Raw genomic sequence first — 11,762 nt, 5'->3', positions numbered from 1 at the left:
TAGATATGATCGTTTCTATCAATTCAAATAGCTAATGCAACCAGCAACCGACGAGCTGTGACACAAGCCTGACAAACCCGCAGGCCCGTCAGTCGCCCTTCAGGTGGCGCACCAGTCGCTCGAAATCGCTCCATCCCGAGAGGTCCGAAGGATCCCCCAGGAAGGGGTAGTAGAGCGCCGGGCGCGCCTTCGACCCCAGCATGACCGGCTGCACCGCGAGCGGCGTCCGCCGTGCGCGGTCGTCCGGCATCGCCCGGACCTCATCGGCTCCCAGGACGAAGGCCAGGGGCACACCGGGGCCCTCGAAACGGGCCGGGACGGCCAGATCGCGACGGGCTTTGCGGAGCTGTACGAGCATCGAGCACAAGTGGTGACGGGTGGCGAGCGTCTCCGCCAGCCGCGGCAGCACGTCCAACGGCAGTTCCTCGTGGGCCCCGTAGCCGAACGCCAGCGTGACGTCCTCCTCCACACCCGCCTTGGTACGGGTCACCCGAACCCCGGCGAGTCCCGGCCGCGACGGGGACCCGACGACTACGAACCAGCTCGGCTCGGGCGACCGCGCGTGCGCGACCTCGGTCAGTCTTTCGGGAGACCAGGGCAGATTGGCGGGCTCGGCAGTGGACCACCCGGCCGGCGCTCCGCCGGTGAGCTCGCGCCAGACCGCCTCCAGGGCGCCACCCAGCACCAGCCGATCATCAGCGGGACGGATCGTCCTGAACGAGAGGGCGAGTTGGCGCTCGCCCGTGTCGTGGAACTCCTGGAACGAGGCCGCCACCGGCGTGTGCAGTTCGCCCCCGACCCCGTCCGGCTGCACGACCGGCGCGAACATGCCCTCCTGCCAGCGCAGCACCGCGCCCGTACGGCCGTCGTAATACCCGTCCCGCGCGTCCCGGACGACCCAGCGCGAGGGCGAGCCGGGCAGGGCGTCGCGTACGGCCGGGGTGAGAGTGCTGCCCGCCGGGCTGACGATCTGGAGTCCGCGCTCCGAGGCTGCGGCAGCCCGGAAGGCATCCGAGAGCCAGGCCGTCATCGCAACGACGGACCGATCCGTGATCACCACGGCGACCTTGTCGGTCAGGACGTCCACGGCGGGTTGTGCGGCGGCCGGCTCCGGAGCGACGCCCACACCTTCGGACGGGACCACGGCCACGGAGATCGCGGCTTCCGGCGGCCAGGCCGTGCCGCCGGTCAGCGCGGCGACCCGTGCCGCGAAGGTACCCGCCAGCCGCTCCGCCTCCGCGACGCCGGTGGTGGCGCGGGCCTCGGTCCACCAGAACGGCACCGGCGGCTCCACGGCTGCGAACAACCTGGCGGCCTCGCCGGGGACTTGTATGAGCATCGGCGCCTCGACCGCCACCAGTGGCCGGCCCTGGGCGTCGCAGAGCTGCACGACGGCGCCCTCGCCGGTGGTGTCCACGAGCTTGTCGGGGCCGCCGGAGAGGAGCCCGGCCAGCACGCTCCAGGCGTCCGGCATCCGCGGGGAGAGGGCTATGACGTCCGTTGTCATGGGCTCGTACGGTCCTTAAAGGTCTGGCGGTTTCGGCACTCGGCCTCGTACACGATGTGGTTCAGGCGGTGGTTCCGCCCGTCGGTCGTGCCCGGGCACGGTTTCGTACGTGCCGTCCGTCACCCCCGCCACCACCCATGCGCAACATAGAACATCTGTCGGATTCCGGCACGTTCATCGGGCTCCGCGTGTTTCGTCCGGGGCAGTCCGGGGCCTCATCGCCCCTGCGCTCAGGAGGGCACCCGGCCGAAGAGGCGGCCGGCCAGGTCGACCCCCACGACCGCGCCCGCGGCGTCGCGGGTGAAGAAGCCGCGCTGGCCCCGCAGGCCGCCGCTCGTGACGATGTACTCGTCACCGCGCCCCGGCAGCAGGCCGATGGACTCCGGCGGGTAGTCCGCGGGCATCTCGCCGTCGGACGCCGCCCGGATCTCCGGCTTGATGCCGACCTCCAGCGTCAGGCCCTCCCCGTCGGCGGCGATGACGAGGGTGATCGCGTCGTTGTCGTAGCGGCCGACGATCTCCGGGGCACCGGCCGGGTCGTAGGGCAGCGGCTCCGGGTCCCGGTCGACCACGCCCAGGCCGGTCTCCAGCACCCGGCGGACCACGGCCTGGTTGAAGGGGATGCTGTTCGGGGCGGAGTTGGAGAGCACCACGACCGCGAAGTCGCGCTCCGGCACGATCAGCAGCTCGGCGAACTGGCCGTTGGTGGAGCCTCCGTGCCCGGCCGTCGCCACGCCGTCCACCTCGCGCAGGAACCAGCAGATGCCGAACGCGTCGCCGAGCGCGCTGCCCCGCAGCTCCACGGTCGGCCGGCGCATCCGCAGCAGCCCTTCGGCGGGCAGGACGTCCGTGCTCCCCGCCGTACGGCCGTCGGCGAGGTGGAAGCGGGCCCAGCGCAGCTGCTCGGCCACCGAGGAGAGCAAGCCGCCGCCCGGGCGGTCGCCGCGGCCCACCGTCCAGTCCCGGGAGACGGACAGGGTGCCGTCCTCGTTGAGGTTGTGGCCCGCGGCGGTGTTCCCCGCCCGGCCGCCGGGCAGGTCGCCGGCGTCGAAGCCGGTGCGCGAGTGGCCGAGCGGCCGCAGGACCAGCTCGGCGACCGCCTGCTCGTAGGTCAGGCCGGTGACCTTCTCGATGATCCGCCCGGCCAGGTTGAACCCGGCCTGGCTGTACGAGGCCCGGGCGCCGGGCCGCGCGATCAGCGGGAGCTTCTCCATCGCGGCGACGAATCCGGCCAGGGCGTCGTCGCCGTCCCCGGTGTCGGTGATCACGTTCCAGTCCAGGCCGGCGGTGTGGTTGAGCAGCTGCATCACGGTGATCTCCGCCGCGGCCCGCTCGTCGGCGAGGACGAGCTCGGGAACGTAGCGGCGCACGGGCGCGTCCAGCTCCACGCGGCCCTCGGCCACCAGCCGCATCAGCGCGGTCGCCGTGTACGTCTTGGTGACCGAACCCAGCTGGAACAGGGTGTCCCGGTCCACCGCCACCGGCTCGTCGGCGTCCGCGTCGGTCACGCCGTGGCAGACGTGGATCTCACGGCCGTCCACCCACACGCCGACGGCGGCGCCCGGGATCCCGAACTCGGCGGCCTTCGCCCGGACGAACCCGGCCAGCGCGCCCTGCGAGATCTGCACGTCCTGCGAGATCTGGTCGTTCCTGCTGCTCATCACGTTTCTCCCGGCGGTCGCCCTCTTGGTGAGCAGGACGATGCCCGGACGTGCTGACAGGCCGCTGACAGCCCGCTGAGCTCCCGGCTAGCCCCTGTGGGCGTCGAGGGCCGGGAAGCAGATCGCGTTGTCCGCGCTGCAGATGTACTGGTCACCCGGTGTACTGACCGCGATGGGGCGCTCGTACGTCAGGAGGCTCAGCGTCCGGCCCGAGGCGAAGGCGGCCGTGGCGTCGTGGACCGGGCCCATGCCGGGGCCGGGAGCGGCGGCTGCCGTTCCCTGGTAGCCGTACGGACCGTGGCCGCCGTCCACGACGGCGAAGAAGACCGTACGGGCGGAGACCGTACGGTCCGCGATCACCAGCCGGACGCCGATCCGGGCCCAGGAACTCGGCAGGGGCTTGCAGCTCGTCTCCGCCCTGTCCTCGCGCACGACGGCCAGGCAGTAGCTCCGGTCGTCCGGCATCCAGGCGAGCTCGCCCGTGCCCTGCGGACCGCGGTTGATCACGATCACGGCGTCGTCGTCCGGCACGGCGGCGTCGGTGCCGCGCCGGACCGCCGCCAGGAGCGGCCCGTCGGCGGCCGTGGCCCTGCCGTCCCCGACCGGCTCGGCGGGCCCGGACTCGGGCGCCGGCTCGGACGGCCCCGCCGCAGAGGCGGAGGCGGGGGCAGAGGGAGAAGGAGAAGACGGATCGGGTGAGGGCGAAGGCGCGGCCGGGCTCGTGGCCGTGGCCGTGGCCGTGGCCGTCGGCAGTGCCCGCGGTGACAGCGGCGGCGCCGGGGGCACCGCGCACGAGGCCGTCGCCAGCACCGCCAGCCCGCATCCCGCCGCCGCCACGGCCGCCGCACGTCTTCCACGCCTCATCTGATCCGCCCCCGCACGCTCGAACTCACGTATCAGAGGCGAAGTCTGCCGGGCCGCAGGGCGCCACGGCCCGGCGGGGCGGGGCGGGGCCCGGGTCAGCCGAAGTTCGGCATCTCGCCGACCGTCGTCGACAGGTCGATCACCGCGAAGGCGGCGCCCTGCGGGTCGGCGACCGCCGCGAACCGCCCGAACGGGCTGTCCATCGGGCCGAAGTGCAGCTTCCCGCCGTGCTTCTGGGTCTTCGACACCGCCTCGTCGCAGTCCGGGACCGCGAAGTAGACCTGGATGTACGGCGGCACCTCCGGCGGGAAGTCGTCGTCCATCTTCATCCGGCCCAGCACGGGCTGCTCCGGGTCGCCCGCGCTGAAGACCTTGAAGTCCATGTCGGCCGGCTGCGGGTCGTCGCCGGGGTCCATCTGCTGGGCGCTGTACGGGAAGACCTTCGGCAGGAAGGCGTCCGGTCCGGCCGGCTCCCGGGTGAAGACCTCCGCCCAGGCGTAGGCGCCCGCCTCGCCCATCTTCTCGAAGCCCTTGTGCTCGCCCGGCTGCCAGACGCCGAAGACGGCGCCGCTCGGCTCCTTCGCGATGAGCATCGTCCCGAAGGCTCCGACCTGCATCGGACCCATCAGGACCTCGCCGCCGTTCTCGGTCACCTTCCCGGCCGTGGCCGCCGCGTCGGGCGAGGCGAAGTACAGGCACCACTGCGAGGGGGCGTCGACCCCGGGCATCGGCGGTACGACGGCCGCGACGGCCTTGCCGTCCGAGTAGGCCTGCGTGTAGTTGCCGTACTCACTGCTGGACTCGCCGAAGGTCCAGCCGAGCACGTCAGCGTAAAAGGTCTTGGCACCCTCCACGTCGCGGAACATCGCGTCCACCCAGCACGGCGCGCCCTCGGGGAAATCAGGCATGGTCGATCGACTCCTCGGCTCGTTCCTCGCTGTCGTCACGTCGTACTCACGCTAGGCGCGCGGTGTGCCGACCGCGCGGGGAGCGCGCCCGCGCGGGACGCTGGAGCCATGGACAAGGACATCACCATCCGGCTGGCACAGCAGCCGGAGGCCGACGCGCTGCTCGGCCGGAGCCCGCTCGCCGCGCTCGTCGGAATGCTGCTGGACCAGCAGGTGCCGATGGAGTGGGCGTTCTCGGGGCCCTGGACGATCGCGCAGCGGCTGGGCTCCGACGACCTGGACGCGCACGCCATCGCCGCGTACGACCCGGAGGCCTTCGCCGCCCTGCTCTCCGAGAAGCCCGCCGTGCACCGGTACCCGGGGTCGATGGCGACCCGGATCCAGCAGCTGTGCGCGTACCTGGTGGAGCACTACGACGGGAACGCGGAGGCCGTCTGGGCCGACGCCGCGACCGGGCAGGAGCTGCTGGGGCGGCTCAAGGCGCTGCCGGGCTTCGGGGAGCAGAAGGCGCAGATCTTCCTGGCCCTGCTGGGCAAGCGGTTCGGGGTGCGGCCGACGGGCTGGCGGCAGGCCGCGGGCGGCTACGGCCAGGCGAACGTCTACCGTTCGGCCGCCGACATCACCGGGCCCGAGTCCCTGGCCAAGGTGCGCGCGCACAAGCAGGAGATGAAGGCCTCCGCGAAGGCCGCGAAAGGCACGAAGGCGGCAGGCGGGTCCTGACCCGTCTCCCGGTCGTCGCCGCTCCGCCCTGTCGAATTGACCGGCGGTACGGGGTGCGGATTGGCCCCTGCCACCGGTCGATCACGCTCGTAGATTGAAGACATGACAGAGATCGCGACCCGCGCAGCCACCGCCGAAACCGTCCAGGACGCCCCCGGCAGCCTCATCACCCTGCTGACCGACACCGCCGAGCTCACCTGCAACACCGCCGCCTTCGAAGAGGGCGCGGCGGGTGCCCCGGTGCACTTCCACACCAGGGCCACCGAGTTCTTCCACGTCACCGCGGGACGCCTCGACGTCCTCGTCGGCGACGAGATCCAGACCCTGGACGCCGGCGACTTCCTCGCGGTCCCGCCGGGCGTGAAGCACGCCTTCGCCCCCGCCGCCGGGCACACGGCGAGCGTCTTCGTCGGCTTCACCCCCGGCATGGGCCGCTTCGACTACTACCGGCTCCTCGGCCGGGTCAACGCGGGCGAGGCCACCGTGCAGGACATCAAGGACAGCTCGGCGACCTACGACAACCACTACGCAGAGAGCCCCGCCTGGAGCGGCCGCCGGCGCAGCGCGGAGCCGTAGACCACGTCCGCGTCGAGGCGGCGCAGCTCCTCCGCGATCAGTTCGGCGCCGCTGCGGATCTTCAGGGCCACCCTGCGGTCGGGGCTCCCCGGCAGGGTCAGGGTGGCCAGCGCGCCCGCGGGCCGGTCCACCCGGACGTCCCCGCCCGCGCTGCGCAGCACCACCCCGGTGATGACCGGGCCGGCGGTCGCGACCCGGTCCACCGGCACCCCGAGCCGGTCCTCCAGCCAGCGCGCCAGCAGTTCGGCGCTCGCGTTGTCGGGCTCGCTCTCCACCGCCGCACCGGTCACCGCCAGCGGCTTCTGGTCCAGGGCCGCGGCCAGCAGGGCCCGCCACGGCGTGAGCCGGGTCCAGGCCAGGTCGGTGTCGCCGGGCTGGTATCCGGTGGCCCGCTCGTCGAGCACGCCCACCGGGTCGAAGGCGGCGGCCGCGTCCGTGATCCGGCGCTGCGCGAGGGCGCCCAGCGGGTCCCGTGCCAGGTCGGCGGGGGCGTCGGCCGGCCACCACGCCACCACCGGCGCGTCCGGCACCAGCAGCGGCAGCACGACCGATCCGGCCTGCTCGGTCAGTGCCCCGTGCAGGCGCAGCAGCACGAGTTCGCCGGTCCCGGCGTCCGACCCGACCCGCAGTTCGGCGTCCACCCGGCTCGCGCGCAGCTTGTGCGGGCCGCGCGAGACCCGCTTGATGACCACGATGATGCGGCAGGGGTGCTCGCGCGAGGCCTCCGAGGCCGCGCGTACCGCGTCGTAGGCGTTCTCCTCGTCGGTGACGACGACGAGCGTCAGCACCAGCCCCATGGTGGGGCTGCCTATCGCCCGGCGTGCTGCGAGCAGGGCCCGGTTGACCTTGCTGGACGTGGTGTCGGTGAGTTCGGTCCGCATGCCCCGAGTCTGTCACCGCGTCATCTGCGCCTGCGCGCCGTACCGAAGAGGGAGCGCGAGATCTCCCGGCCCAGCTGCGTGCCGATCGAGCGGGCCAGCGAACGGAACAGCCCGCTGCCCACCACCTGCTCGGCCAGCGAGGGGTCCGCCTTCGCGGCGCCGCGCCCGGTCGTCCGCGCGGCCTCCTTCTGCGCCGCCTTCGCCTGCTTCTCGGCCTCGGCTGCCGCCGCCGCAGCCTCCGCCTGCGCCTCCGCGGCGGCCTGCTCGGCGCTGATCTTCTCGTACGCCGACTCGCGGTCGACCGGCTCGGCGTAGCGCGACCAGAGCAGCGAGGCCTTCACGGCCCGCTCCAGGTCCGCCGCCGCGATCGGCCCCATCAGCGACTGCGGGGCGCGCAGCCGGGTCGCCGCGACCGGGGTGGGGGCGCCGTTCTCGCTGAGCACGGTGACCACCGCCTCGCCGGTCCCGAGCCCGGTGAGCAGCTCCTCCAGGTCGTAGGCGGAGCGCGGGAAGGTCTTCACGGTCGCCTTCAGCGCCTTGGCGTCGTCGGGGGTGAAGGCGCGCAGGGCGTGCTGCACGCGGTTGCCGAGCTGGGCGAGCACGTCGGCCGGCACGTCCTTGGGGGTCTGGGTCACGAAGAAGACGCCGACGCCCTTGGAGCGGATCAGCCGGACGGTCTGGGTGACCGACTGCAGGAAGGCCTTTGAGGCCCCGCTGAAGAGCAGGTGGGCCTCGTCGAAGAAGAAGACGAGCTTGGGCTTGTCCAGGTCGCCGACCTCCGGCAGGTCGTTGTAGAGGTCGGCCAGCAGCCACATCAGGAAGGTGGAGAAGAGCTGCGGCTTGTCCTGGACCGCCGGGAGTTCCAGTACAGAGACCACCCCGCGGCCGTCGGCGGCCGTGCGCAGGAGCTCGCTCGTGTCGAACTCGGGCTCGCCGAAGAACTCCGTGGCCCCCTGCGTCTCGAAGGCGGTCAGCGCCCGCAGGATCACCCCGGCGGTCACCGTGGACAGTCCGCCGATGCCCTTGAGCTCGGCCTTGCCCTGGTCGGAGACGAGGAAGGCGACGACCGCGCGCAGGTCCTTGAGGTCGATCAGCTCCAGGCCCTTGGAGTCGGCGTAGTGGAAGATCAGCCCGAGGGACTGCTCCTGGGTCTGGTTGAGCTGGAGCACCTTCGACAGGAGCACCGGTCCGAAGGCGGTGACGGTCGAGCGGACCGGGATGCCGGGGCCGATCCCGCCCAGCGAGTAGAACTCGCCCGGGTATCCGGTGGGCTCCCAGGTCTGGGCGACGTCCCGGGCCCGCTCGTCGATCCGCTCGCCCGGCATGCCGGGCGCGGTGATCCCCGAGACGTCGCCCTTGATGTCCGCGAGGAAGACGGGGACCCCGTTCGCCGACAGCTGTTCGGCGATGAGCTGGAGCGTCTTGGTCTTGCCGGTGCCGGTGGCGCCGGCGACCAGCCCGTGCCGGTTGAGCATCGCCAGGGGGATGCGGATCTGACGGTCGGGCAGGCACGCGCCGTCCCACAGGAGGGCCCCCAGATCGAGCGCGGGACCGGTGAAGGCGTACCCGGCGGCGATCTGCCCGGCGGGGTCCGTCCGGTCCGCAGCGGCGGCGGCGTCGGTGCTCTCACTCATGGATCACTCCCCAAATAGCACTGTCCGCCACTTTTGCACCACCCTTGCGAGGCTGCGCCCGCAGGCACGGGCCCGGTAGGCTTTCCGTGTGATCTTCAAGCGCATCGGAAGCGGGCGGCCGTACCCCGACCACGGCAGGGAAACCACCCGGCAGTGGGCGGACGTCGCGCCGCGCCCGGTCCGGCTCGACCAGCTCGTGACGACCAAGGGCCAGCTGGACCTCGAAACGCTGCTCGCCGAGGACTCGACCTTCTACGGCGACCTCTTCGCCCACGTCGTGAAGTGGCAGGGCGACCTCTATCTGGAGGACGGGCTGCACCGCGCCGTCCGCGCGGCCCTGCAGCAGCGTCAGGTGCTGCACGCCCGCGTCCTCGAGATGGACTGACGCTTCGCGTAGATTGCGCCTTTCGGGTCACCATTGACCTATCAGCAGATCATTTAGTAGGCATCGCCACCGGGTCGCATTACGCTGCGCCCATGAGCATGCTCACTCCCCCCGGCATGGGCGGAAAGTACCGCGTCACGGGGACCGCCTACCCCCGCATGAGCCGTAAGCGGAGCCGACGTCGGATCGTCCTCGCCGTGCTCGGTTCGGTCCTCGCGCTTGCCCTGGTCGGCTACGGGGCACTGCAGCTCATCGGCGTGTTCCGGGGCGATGGCCCGAAGCGGAACACGGCTGCCGGTGCCAAGGACTGCCCGACGAAGTCACCCGAGGCCGCGGCCAAGGGCGGTGCCCCCGCGGCCGCCACGGCGTCCGCACCCGCCAAACCGGCGGTCGTGCTCCCCCAGCCCGGCACGATCACGGTGAACGTCTACAACGCGACCCCGCGTGCGGGCCTGGCCAAGGCCGTCGGCGACGAACTCGCCAAACGCGGCTTCCTCATCGGCACCGTCGGCAACGCCCCGGCCGACTTCGACAAGAAGGTCCCCGGGACCGGGATACTGCTGGGCTCCCCGACGACCGACAAGGCCGTCTTCGCCGTCCTCGGCACCCAGCTCGCCGGCACCACCCAGCAGACCGACACCCGCGAGACCGCGGACGTCGACCTGATCCTGGGCGACGCCTTCAAGGAGCTCAGCACGAAGGAGGACGCGGACAAGGCGCTGGCCCTGCTGGCCAACCCCGCGCCCGCGCCCGTCAAGAACTGCTGAGCGGACGGCCCGATCGGCCCGGCGCCGGACGCCGGGCCACCGGGCTCTCGGGCCACCGGGCCATCGGGCCGCCGGGACCTACTCCGCCGAGCCGTACATCCGGTCGCCGGCGTCGCCCAGGCCCGGCACGATGTAGCCGTGCTCGTTGAGGCGCTCGTCCACCGCGGCCGTCACGACCGTCACCGGCGTGCCCGCCAGGTCGCGCTCCATGACCTCGACACCCTCGGGCGCGGCCAGCAGCACCACGGCCGTGACGTCGTCGGCGCCGCGCTTGATCAGTTCCTGGATCGCCGCGACGAGCGTGCCGCCGGTGGCGAGCATCGGGTCCACGACGTAGACCTGGCGGCCGGAGAGGTCCTCCGGCATGCGGGTCGCGTACGTGGAGGCCTCCAGGGTCTCCTCGTTGCGGACCATGCCCATGAAGCCCACCTCGGCGGTCGGCAGCAGCCGCACCATGCCGTCCAGCATGCCCAGGCCCGCCCGCAGGATCGGGACGATCAGCGGCCGGGGGGCCGAGAGCTTCACGCCCGTGGTCGGGGCGACCGGGGTCTCGATGTCGGCCTGCTCGGTGCGCACGTCACGGGTGGCCTCGTAGGCGAGCAGGGTCACCAGCTCGTCCGCGAGCCGCCGGAACGTGGCGGAATCGGTGCGCTTGTCGCGCAGGGTGGTGAGTTTGTGCGCCACCAAGGGGTGATCGACGACCTGCAAACGCACAACATCCTCCAAGACTCAGCCTGCGACCAGCAAAAACGGTCGCACGACGCGACCTGCACCCAAAAGGCTACGCGCTGACGCCGCCCCTTCGCGTCCCCGGCGGCAGCCACGCCCGCGGCGGCCTGCGGATGCGACCCGCCCGGACGCCCAGCACGCTGGACTGGTGAGCAACGCACCGGTGATCGCAGCCGTCGACGGGTCCGAGCACAGCCTCAAGGCCCTCCAGTGGGCGCGGGGAGCAGCCCTGCGGCACGGTACCGGGCTTCTCGTCGCCCATGTACTGCCCGATCACGCCCAGTTGTACGCCGGCCGGCGGGCGTCGCTGCACGACGCCTCCGAGCCCGAGGAGTACCCCGACCCCGTGCACGACTGGGTCCGGAGCATGATCGGCGGGGGCACCGCCCTGCCGGATGGAGTCCGGTACGAGTCGCTGGAGGGCTCCGTCCCCGAGGCCCTGCGGGTGATCGGGACGGGGGCCCTGATGCTCGTGATGGGCTCGCGGGGCCGCGGCGGCTTCGCCAGTCTGCTGCTCGGGTCGAGCAGCAGGGCGGTGGCCTCGACCGCGGCCTGCCCCGTGGTGGTGGTCCCGCACGCCGAGCGCGACGCCGGGACGGCCGCCCCCCAGGAGTCCGCCGGACGCGTCGTGCTCGGGCTGCACGCCGCCGAGACGCCCGACGACGTGCTGACCTTCGCCTTCGAGGAGGCGGCCGTGCGGGGGACCACCGTCCAGGTGGTCTCCGCGTACGCCGTCCCGCCCGCCCCGGCCCTGGTGATCGACCGGCCCTTCGAGGTGATCCCGCCGGAGGGCCTCGCCGACGAGGGGGACGGCGTACCGGCCGAACGGGAGATGCTCCGCTCCCAGACGGAGCGGCTGGCGCCGCTGCGCACGCGCTACCCGGACGTTCCCGTCGAGCAGGCCGCCGTCCCCGGCGACCCGGCGGGCCGGCTGGTCGACGCCTCCCGGTCGGCGGCCCTGGTGGTGGTCGGCCGCCACCACCCCAGGCGCACCGCCCTGTCACTGCAGATCGGCTCGGTGGCCCATGCCGTACTGCACCACGCGCACGGCCCGGTGGCGATCGTCCCGACCCTGGAGGACGACGTCTGACCTGCACGGGGGTGGCATCAAACGCGCTGTCCGGGGGAAG

At 72.6% G+C, this 11,762-nt stretch carries 13 protein-coding genes; 6 read left to right on the top strand and 7 right to left on the bottom strand.

Going from position 1 to position 11,762, the window contains the following annotated elements:
• Positions 1 to 88: 88 nt before the first annotated feature.
• From AB0O53_RS06930 to AB0O53_RS06920, 3 genes are all read right to left on the bottom strand, one after another.
• Positions 89 to 1,507: a DUF6177 family protein gene (locus AB0O53_RS06930; protein WP_365193615.1), complete on the bottom strand. Its 1,419-nt coding sequence runs from the start codon at positions 1,505 to 1,507 to the stop codon at positions 89 to 91.
• Between the two features lie 230 nt (positions 1,508 to 1,737).
• Entirely contained in the window at positions 1,738 to 3,168 is a 1,431-nt protein-coding gene (locus AB0O53_RS06925; RefSeq protein WP_365193612.1) for a serine hydrolase domain-containing protein, read from the bottom strand.
• An 87-nt stretch (positions 3,169 to 3,255) separates the two neighbouring features.
• Positions 3,256 to 3,699 (bottom strand): hypothetical protein, encoded by a 444-nt coding sequence (locus AB0O53_RS06920; RefSeq protein ID WP_365193610.1) that lies wholly within the window; start codon positions 3,697 to 3,699, stop codon positions 3,256 to 3,258.
• 10 nt (positions 3,700 to 3,709) lie between these two features.
• Between AB0O53_RS06920 and AB0O53_RS06915 the strand changes: the two genes are divergently transcribed.
• Positions 3,710 to 4,036: a hypothetical protein gene (locus AB0O53_RS06915; RefSeq protein WP_351001022.1), complete on the top strand. Its 327-nt coding sequence runs from the start codon at positions 3,710 to 3,712 to the stop codon at positions 4,034 to 4,036.
• A gap of 91 nt (positions 4,037 to 4,127) precedes the next feature.
• On the opposite strand, the gene AB0O53_RS06910 is transcribed toward AB0O53_RS06915, so the two are convergent.
• Entirely contained in the window at positions 4,128 to 4,940 is an 813-nt protein-coding gene (locus AB0O53_RS06910) for a VOC family protein (protein WP_351001020.1), read from the bottom strand.
• 108 nt (positions 4,941 to 5,048) lie between these two features.
• Here AB0O53_RS06910 and AB0O53_RS06905 point away from each other — a divergent pair, with 108 nt between their 5' ends.
• Both AB0O53_RS06905 and AB0O53_RS06900 read left to right on the top strand, forming a co-directional pair.
• Positions 5,049 to 5,660, top strand: coding sequence for an HhH-GPD-type base excision DNA repair protein (locus AB0O53_RS06905; protein WP_365193607.1), 612 nt, complete (start codon positions 5,049 to 5,051; stop codon positions 5,658 to 5,660).
• A 102-nt stretch (positions 5,661 to 5,762) separates the two neighbouring features.
• Positions 5,763 to 6,236, top strand: coding sequence for a cupin domain-containing protein (locus AB0O53_RS06900; protein ID WP_351001014.1), 474 nt, complete (start codon positions 5,763 to 5,765; stop codon positions 6,234 to 6,236).
• Here AB0O53_RS06900 and opcA read toward each other — a convergent pair.
• Positions 6,185 to 7,117, bottom strand: a complete 933-nt coding sequence (opcA, locus tag AB0O53_RS06895) for a glucose-6-phosphate dehydrogenase assembly protein OpcA (RefSeq protein WP_365193604.1) — start codon at positions 7,115 to 7,117, stop codon at positions 6,185 to 6,187. The two genes, AB0O53_RS06900 and opcA, sit on opposite strands and share 52 nt — an antisense overlap.
• Positions 7,118 to 7,137: 20 nt before the next feature.
• Positions 7,138 to 8,751, bottom strand: a complete 1,614-nt coding sequence (locus AB0O53_RS06890) for a helicase HerA-like domain-containing protein (protein WP_351001009.1) — start codon at positions 8,749 to 8,751, stop codon at positions 7,138 to 7,140.
• An 88-nt stretch (positions 8,752 to 8,839) separates the two neighbouring features.
• Here AB0O53_RS06890 and AB0O53_RS06885 point away from each other — a divergent pair, with 88 nt between their 5' ends.
• Positions 8,840 to 9,136 carry a type II toxin-antitoxin system VapB family antitoxin gene (locus AB0O53_RS06885; protein ID WP_008740979.1) on the top strand — a complete coding sequence of 99 codons (297 nt, stop codon included), beginning with the start codon at positions 8,840 to 8,842 and terminating at the stop codon, positions 9,134 to 9,136.
• A 92-nt stretch (positions 9,137 to 9,228) separates the two neighbouring features.
• Positions 9,229 to 9,903, top strand: a complete 675-nt coding sequence (locus AB0O53_RS06880) for a LytR C-terminal domain-containing protein (protein WP_351001007.1) — start codon at positions 9,229 to 9,231, stop codon at positions 9,901 to 9,903.
• A 78-nt stretch (positions 9,904 to 9,981) separates the two neighbouring features.
• Here the strand turns inward: AB0O53_RS06880 and upp are convergent, their stop codons facing one another.
• The gene (upp, locus tag AB0O53_RS06875) at positions 9,982 to 10,617 is read right to left on the bottom strand and encodes a uracil phosphoribosyltransferase (RefSeq protein WP_030647077.1); all 636 of its coding nucleotides are present in this window, start codon (positions 10,615 to 10,617) and stop codon (positions 9,982 to 9,984) included.
• A 163-nt stretch (positions 10,618 to 10,780) separates the two neighbouring features.
• On the opposite strand from upp, the gene AB0O53_RS06870 reads away from it, so the two are divergent.
• Positions 10,781 to 11,722: a universal stress protein gene (locus AB0O53_RS06870; protein ID WP_351001005.1), complete on the top strand. Its 942-nt coding sequence runs from the start codon at positions 10,781 to 10,783 to the stop codon at positions 11,720 to 11,722.
• Positions 11,723 to 11,762 lie beyond the last annotated feature (40 nt).

It is taken from the genome of Streptomyces erythrochromogenes, from assembly GCF_040684695.1.
GTDB lineage: Bacteria > Actinomycetota > Actinomycetes > Streptomycetales > Streptomycetaceae > Streptomyces > Streptomyces erythrochromogenes_C.
The sequence above is the reverse complement of the archived record's forward strand: the minus strand, read 5'-3'. Positions and strand labels throughout refer to the sequence as shown.

What these genes read in the sequence shown, in the direction of transcription:
- AB0O53_RS06900 (WP_351001014.1), top strand. Translation starts at nt 5,763, where the DNA reads ATGACAGAGATCGCGACCCGCGCAGCCACCGCCGAAACCGTCCAGGAC.
- AB0O53_RS06930 (WP_365193615.1), bottom strand. Translation starts at nt 1,507, where the DNA reads ATGACAACGGACGTCATAGCCCTCTCCCCGCGGATGCCGGACGCCTGG.
- AB0O53_RS06880 (WP_351001007.1), top strand. Translation starts at nt 9,229, where the DNA reads ATGAGCATGCTCACTCCCCCCGGCATGGGCGGAAAGTACCGCGTCACG.
- AB0O53_RS06925 (WP_365193612.1), bottom strand. Translation starts at nt 3,168, where the DNA reads ATGAGCAGCAGGAACGACCAGATCTCGCAGGACGTGCAGATCTCGCAG.
- AB0O53_RS06905 (WP_365193607.1), top strand. Translation starts at nt 5,049, where the DNA reads ATGGACAAGGACATCACCATCCGGCTGGCACAGCAGCCGGAGGCCGAC.
- opcA (WP_365193604.1), bottom strand. Translation starts at nt 7,117, where the DNA reads ATGCGGACCGAACTCACCGACACCACGTCCAGCAAGGTCAACCGGGCC.
- AB0O53_RS06890 (WP_351001009.1), bottom strand. Translation starts at nt 8,751, where the DNA reads ATGAGTGAGAGCACCGACGCCGCCGCCGCTGCGGACCGGACGGACCCC.
- AB0O53_RS06910 (WP_351001020.1), bottom strand. Translation starts at nt 4,940, where the DNA reads ATGCCTGATTTCCCCGAGGGCGCGCCGTGCTGGGTGGACGCGATGTTC.